The sequence below is a fragment of the Micromonospora sp. NPDC049048 genome (genome assembly GCF_043197615.1).
In the GTDB taxonomy this organism is placed as follows: domain Bacteria; phylum Actinomycetota; class Actinomycetes; order Mycobacteriales; family Micromonosporaceae; genus Micromonospora.
In genome coordinates this window covers 291,995-306,490 of record NZ_JBICTM010000004.1, presented here as the reverse complement: position 1 = coordinate 306,490, position 14,496 = coordinate 291,995, and the positions used below count along the sequence as shown (strand labels likewise).

19 protein-coding genes are annotated in these 14,496 nt (G+C 73.2%); 11 read left to right on the top strand and 8 right to left on the bottom strand.

The window, feature by feature from the left end; genetic code table 11:
- Positions 1 to 49: 49 nt before the first annotated feature.
- Positions 50 to 457, bottom strand: coding sequence for a hypothetical protein (locus ACGFIG_RS16050; RefSeq protein ID WP_393003431.1), 408 nt, complete (start codon positions 455 to 457; stop codon positions 50 to 52).
- Between the two features lie 169 nt (positions 458 to 626).
- Here ACGFIG_RS16050 and ACGFIG_RS16045 point away from each other — a divergent pair, with 169 nt between their 5' ends.
- From ACGFIG_RS16045 to ACGFIG_RS16035, 3 genes are read left to right on the top strand one after another with little or no spacing between them, the layout of a single operon-like run.
- Positions 627 to 3,182 carry an ATP-dependent Clp protease ATP-binding subunit gene (locus ACGFIG_RS16045; protein ID WP_393003429.1) on the top strand — a complete coding sequence of 852 codons (2,556 nt, stop codon included), beginning with the start codon at positions 627 to 629 and terminating at the stop codon, positions 3,180 to 3,182.
- A gap of 13 nt (positions 3,183 to 3,195) precedes the next feature.
- Positions 3,196 to 3,360, top strand: coding sequence for a hypothetical protein (locus ACGFIG_RS16040; protein ID WP_393003427.1), 165 nt, complete (start codon positions 3,196 to 3,198; stop codon positions 3,358 to 3,360).
- On the top strand, positions 3,360 to 3,710 hold the full coding sequence (locus ACGFIG_RS16035) for a DUF3140 domain-containing protein (protein WP_393003425.1): 351 nt from the start codon (positions 3,360 to 3,362) through the stop codon (positions 3,708 to 3,710). Before ACGFIG_RS16040 ends, ACGFIG_RS16035 begins: the two co-directional genes overlap by 1 nt.
- Positions 3,711 to 3,773: 63 nt before the next feature.
- Here ACGFIG_RS16035 and ACGFIG_RS16030 read toward each other — a convergent pair whose 3' ends face one another.
- The 4 genes from ACGFIG_RS16030 to ACGFIG_RS16015 all read right to left on the bottom strand — a co-directional run bounded on the left by ACGFIG_RS16030 (position 3,774) and on the right by ACGFIG_RS16015 (position 7,193).
- The gene (locus tag ACGFIG_RS16030; RefSeq protein WP_393003423.1) at positions 3,774 to 4,016 is read right to left on the bottom strand and encodes a hypothetical protein; all 243 of its coding nucleotides are present in this window, start codon (positions 4,014 to 4,016) and stop codon (positions 3,774 to 3,776) included.
- A 19-nt stretch (positions 4,017 to 4,035) separates the two neighbouring features.
- Complete coding sequence (locus tag ACGFIG_RS16025; protein ID WP_393003421.1) at positions 4,036 to 5,031, bottom strand: LysR substrate-binding domain-containing protein; 996 nt, start codon at positions 5,029 to 5,031, stop codon at positions 4,036 to 4,038.
- Positions 5,032 to 5,137: 106 nt separating this feature from the next.
- Positions 5,138 to 5,755 carry a hemerythrin domain-containing protein gene (locus ACGFIG_RS16020; protein WP_393003419.1) on the bottom strand — a complete coding sequence of 206 codons (618 nt, stop codon included), beginning with the start codon at positions 5,753 to 5,755 and terminating at the stop codon, positions 5,138 to 5,140.
- Between the two features lie 232 nt (positions 5,756 to 5,987).
- The gene (locus tag ACGFIG_RS16015) at positions 5,988 to 7,193 is read right to left on the bottom strand and encodes an RNA-guided endonuclease InsQ/TnpB family protein (RefSeq protein ID WP_393003417.1); all 1,206 of its coding nucleotides are present in this window, start codon (positions 7,191 to 7,193) and stop codon (positions 5,988 to 5,990) included.
- Between the two features lie 155 nt (positions 7,194 to 7,348).
- Here ACGFIG_RS16015 and ACGFIG_RS16010 point away from each other — a divergent pair, with 155 nt between their 5' ends.
- Both ACGFIG_RS16010 and ACGFIG_RS16005 read left to right on the top strand, forming a co-directional pair.
- On the top strand, positions 7,349 to 8,674 hold the full coding sequence (locus ACGFIG_RS16010) for a M20/M25/M40 family metallo-hydrolase (protein WP_393003415.1): 1,326 nt from the start codon (positions 7,349 to 7,351) through the stop codon (positions 8,672 to 8,674).
- A gap of 53 nt (positions 8,675 to 8,727) precedes the next feature.
- Entirely contained in the window at positions 8,728 to 9,381 is a 654-nt protein-coding gene (locus tag ACGFIG_RS16005; RefSeq protein ID WP_393003778.1) for a hypothetical protein, read from the top strand.
- 75 nt (positions 9,382 to 9,456) lie between these two features.
- Here the strand turns inward: ACGFIG_RS16005 and ACGFIG_RS16000 are convergent, their stop codons facing one another.
- Positions 9,457 to 9,648 (bottom strand): DUF5703 family protein, encoded by a 192-nt coding sequence (locus tag ACGFIG_RS16000; RefSeq protein ID WP_393003413.1) that lies wholly within the window; start codon positions 9,646 to 9,648, stop codon positions 9,457 to 9,459.
- Between the two features lie 179 nt (positions 9,649 to 9,827).
- Here ACGFIG_RS16000 and ACGFIG_RS15995 point away from each other — a divergent pair, with 179 nt between their 5' ends.
- Genes ACGFIG_RS15995 through ACGFIG_RS15985 form a run of 3 tightly spaced genes read left to right on the top strand, consistent with a single transcriptional unit; the run spans position 9,828 to position 10,650 of the window.
- Positions 9,828 to 10,286 carry a DUF2975 domain-containing protein gene (locus ACGFIG_RS15995; RefSeq protein ID WP_393003411.1) on the top strand — a complete coding sequence of 153 codons (459 nt, stop codon included), beginning with the start codon at positions 9,828 to 9,830 and terminating at the stop codon, positions 10,284 to 10,286.
- Entirely contained in the window at positions 10,286 to 10,498 is a 213-nt protein-coding gene (locus tag ACGFIG_RS15990) for a helix-turn-helix transcriptional regulator (protein ID WP_357093745.1), read from the top strand. The genes ACGFIG_RS15995 and ACGFIG_RS15990 overlap by 1 nt, the downstream gene beginning before the upstream one ends.
- Positions 10,495 to 10,650, top strand: coding sequence for a hypothetical protein (locus tag ACGFIG_RS15985; RefSeq protein WP_393003409.1), 156 nt, complete (start codon positions 10,495 to 10,497; stop codon positions 10,648 to 10,650). The genes ACGFIG_RS15990 and ACGFIG_RS15985 overlap by 4 nt, the downstream gene beginning before the upstream one ends.
- A 20-nt stretch (positions 10,651 to 10,670) precedes the next feature.
- Here ACGFIG_RS15985 and ACGFIG_RS15980 read toward each other — a convergent pair whose 3' ends face one another.
- Positions 10,671 to 11,660 carry an SseB family protein gene (locus ACGFIG_RS15980; protein WP_393003407.1) on the bottom strand — a complete coding sequence of 330 codons (990 nt, stop codon included), beginning with the start codon at positions 11,658 to 11,660 and terminating at the stop codon, positions 10,671 to 10,673.
- Positions 11,657 to 12,076 (bottom strand): YbaB/EbfC family nucleoid-associated protein, encoded by a 420-nt coding sequence (locus ACGFIG_RS15975; RefSeq protein WP_393003405.1) that lies wholly within the window; start codon positions 12,074 to 12,076, stop codon positions 11,657 to 11,659. The genes ACGFIG_RS15980 and ACGFIG_RS15975 overlap by 4 nt, the downstream gene beginning before the upstream one ends.
- A gap of 92 nt (positions 12,077 to 12,168) precedes the next feature.
- Between ACGFIG_RS15975 and ACGFIG_RS15970 the strand changes: the two genes are divergently transcribed.
- Genes ACGFIG_RS15970 through ACGFIG_RS15960 form a run of 3 tightly spaced genes read left to right on the top strand, consistent with a single transcriptional unit; the run spans position 12,169 to position 14,475 of the window.
- Positions 12,169 to 12,498 carry a hypothetical protein gene (locus tag ACGFIG_RS15970; protein WP_393003403.1) on the top strand — a complete coding sequence of 110 codons (330 nt, stop codon included), beginning with the start codon at positions 12,169 to 12,171 and terminating at the stop codon, positions 12,496 to 12,498.
- Positions 12,495 to 13,556 carry a WXG100 family type VII secretion target gene (locus ACGFIG_RS15965; RefSeq protein WP_393003401.1) on the top strand — a complete coding sequence of 354 codons (1,062 nt, stop codon included), beginning with the start codon at positions 12,495 to 12,497 and terminating at the stop codon, positions 13,554 to 13,556. Before ACGFIG_RS15970 ends, ACGFIG_RS15965 begins: the two co-directional genes overlap by 4 nt.
- A 22-nt stretch (positions 13,557 to 13,578) precedes the next feature.
- A complete protein-coding gene (locus ACGFIG_RS15960) occupies positions 13,579 to 14,475 on the top strand; it encodes a hypothetical protein (RefSeq protein ID WP_393003399.1) in 897 nt (298 codons plus the stop codon).
- Positions 14,476 to 14,496: the final 21 nt, after the last annotated feature.

The window sequence follows — 14,496 nt, the reverse complement described above, 5'->3', positions numbered from 1 at the left end:
TGTTCCTGCCCCGCCGACCGGTTGTCGACCGGAAGCGCCGGTAGTCCGATCAGTGGGACCCGTCGGGCGGGGTCGCCCGGTCGCGCAGCCAGCGCGGCCCGTACACCTCGGCACCGTGCGCGGCGACGCGTTCGCGCAGCTCACGGTCGGCGGTGACGACCAGCCGCCGGCGCTGCGGCGCGGCGGTGACCAGGTCGACGACGGCGTCGTCCCCGGACCCGGGGGCGGCGACCACCCGGACCTCGGCCGTGCCCGGCACGTCCCGGGCCCGGCCCTCCACCACCAACACCACCTCCACCGGCGGCGGCAGCCGCTGCGGCAGCCCGGTGGCGGCCACCGTGGCCAGCGAGTCGCGCAGCCGGGCGGTCGCGCCCGCGCGGTCACGCCACCAGCCGTCCGGGCGGGATCCCACCACGTTGGCGGCGTCCACGATCAGCAGCGGCGTCGTCGACTCCATACCGCCACCCTGCCATCCCACCCACCCCGCCCGCGAGGCGGAGGAAGGGTCCCTTCCGCCACCGCAGCGTGCCCTCGCCTCACCGGGCGGGTGGCGGGATTGTGGCGTTTGTCGGGCCGACCGCCGGGTAGCCCCTGGCGACCGTCGCGCCCGACTGCGGAGGACAGACATGATGGGACCCGGTGACTTCGGCTCCGACCCCTGGGACGAGTTCCTGGCCCGGTACTTCGGCCGGGGCGAGGGTGGGCGCCGACCCACGCACCGGGTCGACATCACCCGGCTGATGACCGCCGACGCCCGGGAGATGCTCGCCGACGCGGCCCGCCGGGCCGCCCAGCGGCAGAGCAGCGACCTCGACACCGACCACCTGCTCTGGGCCGCGCTGCAACGCGAACCGCTGCGCGACCTCGTCCGGCGCGCCGGCGCCGACCCGGACACGCTGCTCAACGCGCTCGGCGGGCGCGGCGAGGGCGCGCCGAGGGGCGAGGTGCCGCCGAACCTGTCGCTCACCCCGGCGGCCAAGCGGGCGTTGCTCGACGCCCACCAGCTGTCCCGGGCGATGGGCGCCAACTACATCGGCCCCGAGCACATCCTCATGGCGCTGCCGCTGAACCCGGAGTCCCCGGCCGGGCGGATGCTCGCCGCCGGGCGGATCCAGCCGGAGTCGTTGCAGGCCGCCAGCGCCGAGCGCGGGCCGATGACCGGGCCGAAGCCCGACCGGGGCACGCCCACCCTCGACCAGTACGGCCAGGACCTCACCGACCTGGCCCGCAACGACCAGATCGACCCGGTCATCGGCCGGGCCGACGAGATCGAGCAGGCCGTCGAGATCCTGTCCCGGCGGACGAAGAACAACCCGGTGCTGATCGGTGAGGCCGGTGTCGGCAAGACCGCGATCGTGGAGGGGCTGGCGGAGCGGATCTGCGACGGCGACGTGCCGCAGACGCTGCTCGGCAAGCGGGTGATCCAGCTCGACCTGGCCGGGCTGGTCGCCGGGACCCGGTACCGGGGCGACTTCGAGGAGCGGCTGAAGAAGGTCATCGACGAGATCCGGGCGCACCGCGAGGAGCTGATCGTCTTCCTGGACGAGATCCACACCCTGATCGGCGCGGGCGGGGCGGGCAGCGAGGGCGGCATGGACGCCTCCAACATGCTCAAGCCGGCGCTGGCCCGGGGCGAGCTGCGGGTGATCGGCGCGACCACGCTGGACGAGTACCGCAAGAGCATCGAGAAGGACGCGGCGCTGGCCCGCCGGTTCCAGCCGGTGTTCGTGCCGGAGCCCACCGTCGACGACACCGTGCAGATCCTGCGCGGCCTGCGGGACCGGTACGAGGCTCACCACCAGGTGCGCTTCACCGACGAGGCGCTGGTGGCCGCGGCCGAGCTGTCCGACCGGTACGTCACCGACCGGTTCCTGCCGGACAAGGCGATCGACCTGATCGACCAGGCGGGCGCCCGGGTCCGGCTGCGGACCCGCACCCCCGCCTCCGACGTGCGGGAGCTGGAGACGCAGCTCGACGAGGTACGCCGCGACAAGGAGCAGGCCGTCGCCGACGAGCAGTACGAGAAGGCGTCCACGCTGCGCGACCGGCTCGCCGAGCTGGACGAGCAGATCCGCCTGGCCCGGGGTGACGAGGGCGGCTCGTCGCAGGTGCCGGCCGTCGGGCCGCAGGAGATCGCCGAGGTGGTCTCCCGCGCCACCGGCATCCCGGTCAGCCAGCTCACCGAGGAGGAACGCGACCGGCTGCTGCGCCTGGAGGGGCACCTGCACGAGAAGGTGGTCGGCCAGCAGGACGCCGTCACCGCCGTCGCCGAGGCGGTCCGCCGGTCGCGTGCCGGGTTGGCCGACCCGGACCGCCCGATGGGCAGTTTCCTCTTCCTCGGGCCGACCGGCGTCGGCAAGACCGAGCTGGCCCGGGCCCTCGCGGAGGCGCTGTTCGGCGAGGCCGACCGGATGGTCCGGCTCGACATGAGCGAGTTCCAGGAACGGCACACGGTCAGCCGGCTCGTCGGCGCCCCGCCCGGGTACGTCGGCTACGAGGAGGCCGGCCAGCTCACGGAGGCGGTGCGCCGCCGCCCGTACGCGGTGGTGCTGCTCGACGAGATCGAGAAGGCCCACGCCGACGTGTTCAACATCCTGCTCCAGGTGCTCGACGAGGGGCGGCTCACCGACAGTCAGGGTCGGACGGTCAACTTCAAGAACACCGTACTGATCATGACGAGCAACCTGGGCTCGGAGCTGATCACCGGCGCCCAGCGCGCCGTCGGGTTCGGCACCGGCGCCGAGGGCAGCGACCAGGAGCGCGACGAGCTGCGCGAGCGGCTGATGCGCCGGCTCCAGGAGAACTTCCGGCCGGAGTTCCTCAACCGCATCGACGAGGTGATCATCTTCCGTCGGCTGGAGGCCGAGCAGCTGCGCCAGATCACGGGCCTGCTGCTGGAGGAGACCCGCCGCCGGCTGCACGCGCAGGACATCCAGGTCGACTTCACCACGCCCGCCATGGACTGGATCGCCGAGCACGGCTACCAGCCGGAGTTCGGCGCCCGGCCGCTGCGCCGGGTCATCCAGCGGGAGGTGGACAACCAGCTGTCCCGGATGCTGCTGGAGTCGGCGATCTCACCGAGCCAGAAGGTCACCGTGGACGCCCGCGACGGGCGGCTCGCCTTCGACGTGGCGGCCGGCGAGCGCGGCTACAGCCCGGCCGCGACGTCCCATCCCCGATGAGCGGAGGGCGGACATGACCGAACCCGAGGAGACCCACGACGAGAGCGACCGCACCGATCCGATCCTGGCCCCGCCGACCGCCAACCCCGCCCGGGTGCGGATGCCGCCGGGGGGCGCAGGCCAGCAGGGCGACGACCCCGAGCCGGCGGAGTCCGACCGCCGCCGAGAGGAGGGCTGATGGTACGCGAGCAGCGGCTCGAACCCGAGGTGGAGGTGCTCTGGGACGACTTCCACGCCCAGGTGAACGTCCCGTCGGAGCAGTTGCGGCAGTGGCTGCTGACCCGCGGCTCGGGCGAGGAGTCGTTCGGGCCCGACCCGGACCTCGACCTGCCCGGGTTGGGCCGGCGGATCCTGCGGGTGCTGACCAAACGCAAGGTCGACCTCACGCCTGAGGACATCCGGGTGATGCGGGACGCCATCGACGAGATCCAGACGCGGCTGGACGAGAAGCCGCCGCGCGGCAATGCCGACGACGAGTGGCGGCACGCCCTGCTCGATCTGGGCCACGACGTCCTCGTCGAGCGCTGACACCGCACGACTGGCGGCGCCCGGGGCCTCCCGGGCGCCGCTGGTCGTGCTCAGCGATCGTGGTCAGCCGTGCTCGCTCTCCAGGCTGCCGATCGTCAGGCCCGCGGCGTCGGCCGCCGCCTCACGGTCGGCGCGGGCCCGCTCCTCGCGGGTCAGCAGGTTGGCGTACTCGGTGATGTCCGCCGGGTCGGGCACGTCGGGCAGGCGACGCAGGAACGTCTCCACCTCGCGGGCGGCGGCGGTGTGCGTGGCGGCGGCCTGCCGGAGGACCTCCCGGTCGACGGCGGCGGGGTAGGGATCGGTCATGCCCGCCTGATACCCGGCGTCACGCCGTTCGCACCCCGTCGGCGTCGGCGGCCGTCAGCCCCCGTGCCCCGTAGGCCGGGTTGCGCAGCAGCCAGGACAGGTACTCCGGGTGGGCCGCCAGCGAGTCGGTGTACGCGGCCAGCGCGTTCTCCAGCACCAGGTCGGCGTCCCGGGCGGCGGGGGAGTCGGGGTGCCAGCCCAGCATCAGCCGCCAGCGTAGCGGCGTACCGGCGAGCATCCGGGTGACCAGCCCGGAGACCGGGCGGAAGGTGGCCTGGCAGAGCGCGATGGCCTCGCCCGAGTCCACCATGTCGATGCAGCAGCGCACGTCGGTCTCGTACACCTTGCGGGGGGTGAAGCCGGCGCGGGCGCAGGCGGCGGCGAAGCAGTCGCCGAAGCAGCCGTCGCCGGGCGCGGCGACCCACTGTTCGCCGCTGAGGTCCACCAGGCTCACCTCCGTCTGCCCGGCCAGCGGGTGGTGCTCCGGCAGCAGCACGAGGACCGGGTCGACCGCCACCTCCCGCCAGCTCAGCCCGAACTCGGCCGGTGGGGCCGCGTCGCCGCACACCCCGATCAGCGCGAAGTCCAGCCGCCCGCCGGCGACCAGCTGGGCCAGCTCCTCGGCGGACCAGGAGGCGTGCGTGGTGATCTGGGCCGGTGGCGGCTCGGCGGCGAGGCGGTGCACCAGACGGCCGAGGATGGGGCTGTTCACCCCGCCGAACCGGTACCGGCGGGGCACGTCCCCGGCGCCGGCCAGCCGCGCCGCCTCGTCCTGCAGGCCCTTCATCGCCGGCAGCAGCACCCGGGCCCGGGCGAGCACCAGCTCGCCGAGGGCGGTCGGGCGGGCGCCCCGGCGGTCCCGTTCGAACAGCGGCCCGCCCAGGGTCCGCTCGATGCGCTGGAGCTGGGCGGTGAGTGCCGGCTGGGCCAGGCCGAGCGTCGATGCCGCCTTGGTCACGCTCCCCGTCTCCGCGATCGCGCAGACCACCCTCAGGTGTCGCAGCTCCAGATTCATACCGTGACGGTATGACCCCGTAGCGATCGACGGAAGGCCCTGAACGGATCAACGATCCCCGATGTGCTTCCGATCTGCCCGCCGCGCCGCGAACGGGCCCACCGGCTCAGGCCGGCGGCGGCTCGGTCAGGTCGGCCAGGTCGGCCAGGTAGGTGGGTCGGCCGGTGACGGCGTCGCGCACCTTGTCGACCACACCCACGGCCGGCTCCACGACCCGGTTCCACGGAGGGCTCGCCGGGGTGCCGGGGTGCGGGCGCGTGGGGGCCGCCTCCTCGGCGATCTCCAACCGGTTGCCCAGCCGGATCAGCTCCTCGGCGGTGGCCACCTCGCGCAGCGCCGCGACCAGCGCGCCCGCCTCCTCGACGTGGCGGTGCACCCGCGCGGCGACGTCGGCGAGCCCGTCGCCGTCGAGTTCCCGCAGGGCGGTCAGCAGGGCCCGGTCGTCCGCGATGGCCCGGTCGATGCGCTCGGCGGCGTCGGGCAGGGCGGCGCGTACGGCGGGCAGCAGGTACTGCTCCTCGGCGGAGAGGTGCCGCGACAGCGCCGCCGTCAGCACCTCCAGGCCCCGCTCGGGGGCGGGCTCCGGGCCGGGGCCGGTGAGCCGCCCCAGCAACTCGCGCAACTGCCGGTGCTCGGTGTCGAGGATGTCGGCGATGCTGCGCCCGCCCGGCCGGAAGCCGTCGTCCTCTCCGGTCGGCGGCAGCGGTGGCAGGGGAACGGTCATGGTGCCCTCCTCTGGTGGCGGGCGGAGCGTGTGGTGGGTAACGGTCGCGAGCGGCGGTACCCGGCTCCGTCGGCGGCGAAACCGTGCCCGGTCGCCCGCCGGCCGTGGACCCCGACGGGCCCCTGGCGGTGGCGAGCGCGGCGGCGCCGGGCGGAGCGGAGCCGGCCGTCGGGGCGGGACGACCGCGCCGGGCGGGGCCCTGGTATGAAGAAGCGTTGACATCCTCCCCGCCCTAAAGGGCGGGGATTTCCTGGGTCACCCCAAAGGTTTCCTGCTTCACCGACGGACGCCCCGTCCGAGAGGACTCTCGTTGAGGTCTTACACCGCCTCCACAGGCAATCACGGAGAGCCCCTCCGCGAGAATGTTGCGGGCCGCGTTGACGTCGCGGTCGTGGGCGTTGCCGCACCGGCAGGTCCACGACCGCACGTTCAGCGGCATCCGCTCAGCGAGCGCACCACACGCCGAGCACAGCTTGGACGACGGGAACCAGCGGTCCACAACAACGAGGTTGCGGCCGTTCCAGTCGGCCTTGTATTCGAGCAGGGTGCGGAACTGTCGCCAAGCCGCGTCGCTGATAGCACGAGCCAGGCTGCGGTTTTTGACCATGTTGCGCACGGTCAGATCCTCGATCACGATCGTTTGGTTCTCACGAACGAGCCGAGTGGTCAACTTGTGCAGGTGATCCCGCCTGCGGTCGGTGATCCGGGCGTGCACGCGGGCGAGGTTGAGTCGGGCCTTGTCCCGGTTCGCGGAGCCTTTCTCCTTCTTGGACAGGTTCCGTTGGGCGCGGGCGAGCGCGGCCCGGTCACGGCGCTCATGCTTCGGGTTTACGACTTTCTCTCCGGTGGAGAGGGTCAGCAGGCTGTCAAGGCCGGCGTCAACGCCGACCATGCCCGAAGTGGGAACCTGCTCGATTCGGTCGTCGCACAGCAGCGACACGAACCAGCGACCGGCCGCGTCCTGCGACACGGTCACCGTGGACGGCTTCGCGCCCTCGGGCAGTGGTCGGGACCACACGATGTCCAGCGGCTCGGTCATCTTCGCCAGGGTGAGCCGGCCGTCGCGGTAGCGGAACCCGCTGGTGGTGTACTCCGCCGACCGGCGCGACTTCTTCTTGCTCTTGAAGCTCGGGTACCGGGCTCGTTTGGCGAAGAAGTTCGTGAACGCGACTTGCAGGTGCCGCAGGCACTGTTGCAACGGCACCGACGACACCTCGCTGAGGAAGGCCAGGTCGTCGGTTTTCTTCCACGTGGTCAACATCGCCGACGTGGCGTTGTAGTTGACCCGTTCCTGGCGCAGCGTCCACGCCTCGGTGCGGGCCTGCAACGCCATGTTGTAAACCAGCCGGACACACCCGAACGTGCGGGCAAGCTCGGAAACCTGCGCGTCGGTCGGGTAGAAGCGGAACTTGAACGCCCGCTTCACGGTCTTGGGCACGTCTCACAATCTAGCAAGCTAGCCAGTAAGCCTTGCGGTGGCATGCGAGTGGGCGCCTATCCGCCTTGGCGGCGGATGGGCTTTTCCTGCCCTGCTCCGCAGGGGTTCCGTTTCCTCTCCGGCCTGAAGGCCGAAGTATCCACGGAAGGAATCCGATGACGAGCGACGCCTCCGCCCGACCCGACCCGACCGGCGAGGTCGTCGACCTCTGCCGCGACCTCCTGCGGATCGACACCACCAACACCGGGGACAACGACACCAGCGCCGGGGAACGCCTCGCCGCCGAGTACGTGGCGGAGAAGCTGGCCGAGGTGGGCGTCGAGCCGGTGATCCACGAGTCGGCGCCCGGTCGGGCCAACCTGGTCGCCCGCATCCCGGGCACCGACCCGAGCCGCGGGGCGCTGCTGGTGCACGGCCACCTCGACGTCGTACCGGCCGACGCCGACGAGTGGTCGGTGCACCCGTTCTCCGGGGAACTGCGTGACGGCTACCTGTGGGGCCGGGGCGCCATCGACATGAAGGACTTCGACGCGATGGTGCTGGCCGTGGTGCGGCACTGGCAACGCACCGGGGTACGCCCACCCCGCGACATCGTCCTCGCGTACACGGCCGACGAGGAGGCGGGCAGCGACTACGGCGCGCACTTCCTGGTCCAGCGGCACCGCGGGTTGCTCGACGGCTGCACCGAGGCGATCGGCGAGGTCGGCGGCTTCTCCTACTCGGTCAACGAGAACCAGCGGCTATACCTGATCGAGACCGCCGAGAAGGGCATCGACTGGCTGCGCCTGCACGCGCGGGGTCGCCCCGGGCACGGCTCGATGATCCACGACGATAACGCGGTCACCGCGCTCGCCGAGGCCGTGGCCCGGATCGGTCGGCACCGCTTTCCCGTGGTGGTGACCGACACCGTACGGGCGTTCCTGGAGGAGGTCTCCGACCTGCTCGGCATCGAGCTGGACCCGGAGGACCCGGAGACGGCCATCGCCAAGCTCGGGCCGATCGCCAACATCATCGGCGCGACGATCCGCAACACCGCCAACCCGACCCGGCTCGCGGCCGGGTACAAGGACAACGTGATCCCCGGCCGCGCCACCGCCACCATCGACTGCCGCAGCCTGCCCGGGCAGTCGGAGCTGCTGGAGCGGCAGCTGCACGAGCTGGTCGGCCCGGACATCGCCATCGAGTACCTCCAGCGTCAGCCGGCGCTGGAGACCACGTTCGACGGTGACCTGGTCGACGCGATGTCCGCCGCGCTGCGCGCGGAGGACCCGGGGGCGCACCCGGTGCCGTACATGCTCTCCGGCGGCACCGACGCCAAGGCGTTCTCGCAGCTCGGCATCCGCTGCTTCGGCTTCGCGCCGCTGCGGCTGCCCGCCGACCTGAACTTCTCCGCGTTGTTCCACGGCATCGACGAGCGGGTTCCGGTGGACGGACTACAGTTCGGCGTGCGGGTTCTCGACCGGTTCCTCCGCACCTGCTAGCCCCCGCCAGGCACCTCCGGCGGGAACCTCTGATCGTGAAGGGACTGACCCACATGACCGACCAGCACGGTGAGCTGGACGCCGCCCTCGAGCGCGTGATCGACGCGGCCCGTCACCACCTGGCCGCCGTCCGGGCCGCGCAGGGCCGCATCGACGACGACGACGTCTGGCAGGCGTACGTCGCGCTGAACAACGCGTCCTTCGCGTACGACGAGCAACTCCTGGACGCCTTCGGCGAGGTCACCCCCTGGGACGTCGAGTCGATCGACCCGGACGAGGCCGACCAGCGCTTCGGCGCCGTGGAGGGCGCGGAGCCCACCGACCCGCACCCGCGGGTCGTCTCGGTGCGGCAGCGGCGCGACTACCGGGTGCCGAGCGTGTCGGCGCTGATCCGCATCGCCGAGGCGGCCCGGCGGGAGAGCACCCCGGCCGAGGACGAGCCGGAGCCCGTGGAGGGGGTCGGCGAGGCCGTGCTGGAGCTGCTCCAGAGCGGCGACGGCTCGCTCGGCGCGCTGGACGTGCCGGAGCTGGAGGCGCTCGACGGCGTGGTGATGGTCAGCGAGGTCGGCACGCCGGTCGACCTGGAGTCCTTCGACGACGACGACCCGGTGGGCCCGTTCCAGCCGGCCGCCGACGACCGGCTGGTCGGCCGGCTCGACGAGCACCCGTTCATGGAGCTCGACGAGGAGCACGACCACGTCCACTAGGCGCTGACGGCACGCCCGCCACGGGCGAAGGCCCGGGGCCCGACCTGATGGTCGGCCCCGGGCCTTCTGTCGTGCTCAGTACGACAGGCCGGGCTGCGGCTGGTTGACCCGGCGGCGACGCAGCATGACCTGCCGCGTGCCGTCGCGGTACAGCCGTACCCGCGCCAACTCCCACCCGGAGAACTCCGCCTGGATCGCCAACTGCGCCGCGGCGGTCAACCGGTCGACGTTCGGCGGCAGCCGCAGCGGCGCGTACTCGTAGTCCATGGGATCCATGCTGCCCAGCCGGCCGGCCGTCCGCCACCCCCTCGCCGCCGCCACCGGGCGGGGCGTCGCGCGCGCGGCGCCCGACCCGGTCGCGCGGGGCGTCGGGAGAGATTGCCGAACCGATTGACAATCGATAGGTTGCGAGCGATAGTCGATGCATGTTGAACGAGCATCGAGCGGTGGCGCCGCTCAGAGTGTTCCTCGTGGTGCTGTTCGGGATCCTGGTCATGCTTCAGGCCTTCTCGCTGCCCGGGCAGTTCGCGCACATGGCCGAGGAGTCCCCCGACCTCGCCTACCTCAGGTGGCCGATGACCGCCGTCGCGGTCTTCTGGGTGCTGTGCGTCCAGGTCGTGATCGTGGCCACCTGGCGGCTGCTCACCATGGTCAGGAACGACCGCATCTTCAGCGACGCCGCCCTGGCGTGGGTGGACACGATCGTGTGGGCGGTCGTGGCCGCCTGGGTGGTGCTGCTGGGCGTGTTCCTCTACGTCGGCTTCAACGCGTCCGACCCCGGGCTGCCGCTGCTGCTGTTCCTGCTGCTGGTGGGCGTGGCCGTGCTGGGCCTGCTGATGGTCGTCATGCGCGCGCTGCTGCGGCAGGCCACGACGCTGCGGACCGACATGGAAGCGGTGATCTGATGCCCATCGTCGTCCGCATCGACGTGGAACTGGCGAAGCGCAAGATGAGCGTGGGCGAGTTCGCCGAGCGCGTCGGTCTCACCCCGGCGAACGTGGCGGTGCTCAAGAACGGCCGTGCCAAGGCCGTCCGGTTCAGCACCCTGGAGGCCATGTGCCGGGTGCTCGACTGCCAGCCCGGCGACCTGCTCGAATGGGTGGAGGAGACGCCATGAGGTATCTGCTCGCCGTTCTCGCCGGCGCGCTCGGTGTCGCCGGCGTGGTGCTCGGGGAGGCGGACGACTCGCCGGGCCTCCAACTCCTGGGCGGTCTGCTCGTCGTCGGCGCGGTCGCGTTCGGCGTACGGATCGCGCGGCGCGGCAGGTAGCGCGATCGGAAACGGGCCGGTCAGCCGGCGGGCGGGTTCGCCGCCAGCAGGGCGGCCAGCGACGACGCGCCGAGGGCCAGGGCGCGCGGGGTGCCCGCGTCCACCACCAGCCCCCACGCCGGGTCCGGCCAGTCCGCGAGCAGGTCCGCGCAGGGCACGGCGACGAACGGCACGCCCTCCCCGGCGAACGCGGTCAGCGCGTCCGGGGAGGTGAAGACGGGCAGCAGCGGCGCGCCCGTCGGGTCGGTGACGATCGTCCACGGCACGTCGCCGTCCGGCCCCGGCTCCGCCGCCAGCGGTACGCAGACGGCCGAGGCGGCCAGGATGCCGAGGTAGCCGGGCAGGTCCCGCCGCGCGCCGGCCTCGTCGAGCAGGTCCAGCACGGACGGGCCCGGAGGAGGCGGGGCGGGCGCCCGCACGGGGTCGGCAGCGGATTCCACCACGCCCGCGCCGGGCTGCGCGGATGCCCCGGCGGGGGCGACCGGCTCCGCGGAATCGCTGGCGGGCACGCCGGGGTGCGCGACGGGCGCGGCGGGTTCCGTGGCGTCCGCGACGGGCGCGGCGGGTCTCGTGGCGTCCGCGACGGGCGCGGCGGGTCTCGTGGCGTCCGCGACGGGCGCGGCGGGTCTCGCGGCCCGGCCGCGCGGCATCGTCGGCTCCGGCCGCACCCGGGGGCCGGTGGGCGGCAGGACCTGGCAGGACAGCGCGCCGGGCTCCGTGGTGAGAACCACGGCGGCGGTCTGCGCCGCGAACCCGCTCCACCAGCGCAGCCCCTCGGCGGTGCGGGGCGTCTCGTACCACCAGCCGCCGGCCCCGCGCGGCGCCTGCCAGCCGAGTTCGGCCAGGCGTCGCTCGTCGTAGGGCGGGCAGATCCCGCGCACGGAGTTCCGCCGCACCATGAGGTGCAGCCGGCGGGGGCCGGCGGCGAGCTCCAGGTCGGTGTCGTGGTCGCAGCCCGACAGCGTGTCGTGGAGCCGGGCGACGACGTCGGGCCAGCCCGACGAGGTCATGCCGGCGGCCCCGCGAGGCGGCCGTCGAGTCGCCCGAGCCGTCCCATGGCCTCCTCCAGCCGGCCGAGGGAGGCAAAGTCGCCGGGGGCGCCGAAGAGCCCGTTCAGGTCCGCGCCGAGCGTCGCGTCGAGACCCTCGGTGCGCTCGCCGAGCTGCGCGGTCGCCGCGGCGCGGGCCTGCCGGTACGCCTGGAGCACCATCGCCGCGAGATCCTCCGTGCCCGCCCGCAGCGCCGTCGGCGCGAGGCTCAGGTCGGTGAGCGCGCCGGTGGCGTCGACGGTCGCGGACACCAGGCCGCTGTCGTCGGTGGCCGTGGCGGTCAGCTCGTTGAGGTCGTCGGTGAGCCCGGCGAAGCGACGCTCGATGTCGGCGAGCCGTCCGGCGAGGGTGTCGAACGCGGACAGCGGGTCTGACATGAGAACCTCCCGTGCGCGGTGTCTTCCGGGGTGGCGGCTGGCGGCGACATGATCGTATCGTCGTCCCGCCGGGCGAACGGGGGAGGAACGGCGTGCCTGACATCGACGTCGACGTGCAGGCGGTACGTCGGCTGGAGGCGGCGGCGAAGCGGGTGGCCACCTCGCTGAGCGCGCTGGAGAGCCACATCGCGTCCGCCGGCGACATACCGGACGGGGCCTTCGGGCACCTGCCGTTCGTCAGCGACATGCTCCGCGACAAGTACGCCGAGCAGGTCACCGGCGGGGTGGAGCTGTTCCGCTCCGGCCACGACGCGTTCGAGCGGGTCGGCGGCACGCTGGGCGCCACGGCCGAGGCGTACGAGCGCACCGAGCAGGACATCGACGCCTCCTTCCGCGCCATCGGCGCCGGGATGACCCGGTGAGCGGGCCCGCGGGCACCGCCGTCGAACTCTGGAACGGCATCGACACCGCCCTCTCCGGCGTGGACAAGGCGGTGGACGCTGTCTGCCGTACCCTCGCCTGGCCGCTCATCCAGCTCGTCGACCTCGTCGACGGCGAACCGGCCGCGCTGCGCGCCAAGGCCACCGAGTGGGACACCCTCGCCGGCCAGGTGCGGGAGCTGGCCATGAACCACCGCGGCGTACGCGAGGCCGAGCAGGCCGCTTGGCGCTCCCCGTCCGGCGCGGCGTACGGGCGGCGGATGGCCGAGGTCGAGCAGCAACTGCTGGACGTCGCCGAACAGTTCGCCGCCACGGCCGAGTACCTGCGTGGCGTGGCCGACGCGCTGCAGACCGTGCACGACGTCCTGGTCGACATCTGCGTCGAGTTCGTCAACTTCCTGCTGGTGACCCTGGTCACCGCGTTGCTGATGGCGCCCTTCACCGCCGGGGCGTCCTGGGCGGCCGGGATGGCGCTCGGGGTCACCCGGGGCATGATCGCGCTCGCTCGGATGCTGAAGATCATCCGGCCGCTGGCGGCGCACCTGCAGAAGGTCATCCGGCTGCTGCAACGGGTCCTGCTGCACCTGCGCAAGCTGCGCAACCACCTGGACAAGCTGGTCGACAAGCAGAAGGCGCTGCGGGCCGGCCAGAAGTACGCCGACCGGCGCCGCGCCGCCGGCGCCGCCGACAAGTGGCACCACCGGTTCACCGACCCGGCGAAGGGCACCTGGAAGCTCGGCAAGTCCGGCACGCCGTTCGACATGAGCACGTTCGAGCGGCTCGGGGCGCTGCGGGCGCACGGCATGGCCGACGGGGCGCGCATGATCGGCCGGGACTGGGTCACCAACCTGCCGTGGAACATCCCGAACTCCGTCGTGCACGGCGTCACCTGGGGCACCGTGGCGACGGTCTCCGGCCTGTCGGTGCCCGGCACGGAGCAGGTCGGTGACAAGGTCGACGCGGCGGTACGGGGTGGCGCCGAGTGGATCGACCAGAATGTCTTCGGGCAGCCGCCGGCGCAGGAGCCGGCCGGCAGGTGACGGCCGATCGAGGGGGTGCGCGGTGTCCGAGGGGCGCAGCCGGCTGGGCCGGCTGACCGACGCGGTGCTGGGGGGTGCGCGCGCCGCCCGGGACAAGGCCCGGGAGCTGCGCGACGAGTTCCGCACCACCGACGAGCCCGAGCGCGCCCTCGTCGCGCCCCTGCTGCCCGGCGAGGAGATCCGCTACGTCGGCCTGGCGCCGGTACGGGCCCCGGAGACCCACCGGGCCGGCAGCCAGCTCGCCGACCGGGTGCACGCGGAACTGGCCGAGGCGCTCGACCCGCGTGCGCTGTTCGGGCTGCTCAACATCGTCAACCCGGTCGCCTGGGTCGACGCCGTGATGACGCCCGTACGCGTCGCCGCCGGCGTCCTGCTGCTGCCCGGCAAGGCCGCCGTCCTCGCCGCGGGCACGCCGGAGGCGGCCGAGCCGGAGCCGGCGCCGGGATCGGCGCCCCGGGAGCCGCTGCCGCTCACCGCCGAGCAGGAGGCGTTCCGGGCCCTGTTCCGGCTCAGCCGCCACCGACCGCTGGCCGACCAGCTCGCCGAGATCGCCTACCGGCGGCGGTACGTCTTCAGCGGCGACCTGGCCACGCTCGCCGGCAGCCTGCTGCTCTTCCTCGAGCGCTACACCGGCACCCCGCTGGCCGTCACCGACACCCACCTGCACCTGCTGCGGATGGGCCGCCGCCCCGACCCCGACCGCGAGGACCGGCGGCGTCCGCAGGTGCTGTGGAGCGTGCCGCGGCAGCGTGTCGCCCGCATCGACTCCGAGCACGGGGCCCGCCTGGTGCAGTTCCCGTCCACCATCGTGTTCGACGACGGCTCCTGGATCCGGATCGTCAACCCGGCCACCCGCGACGACCAGTCCCGCTTCCTCGCCGCCGTACGCGATCTTCCCGGCCAGCGCCCCACGGCCTGACCGCACGCGCACCCCCGGGCC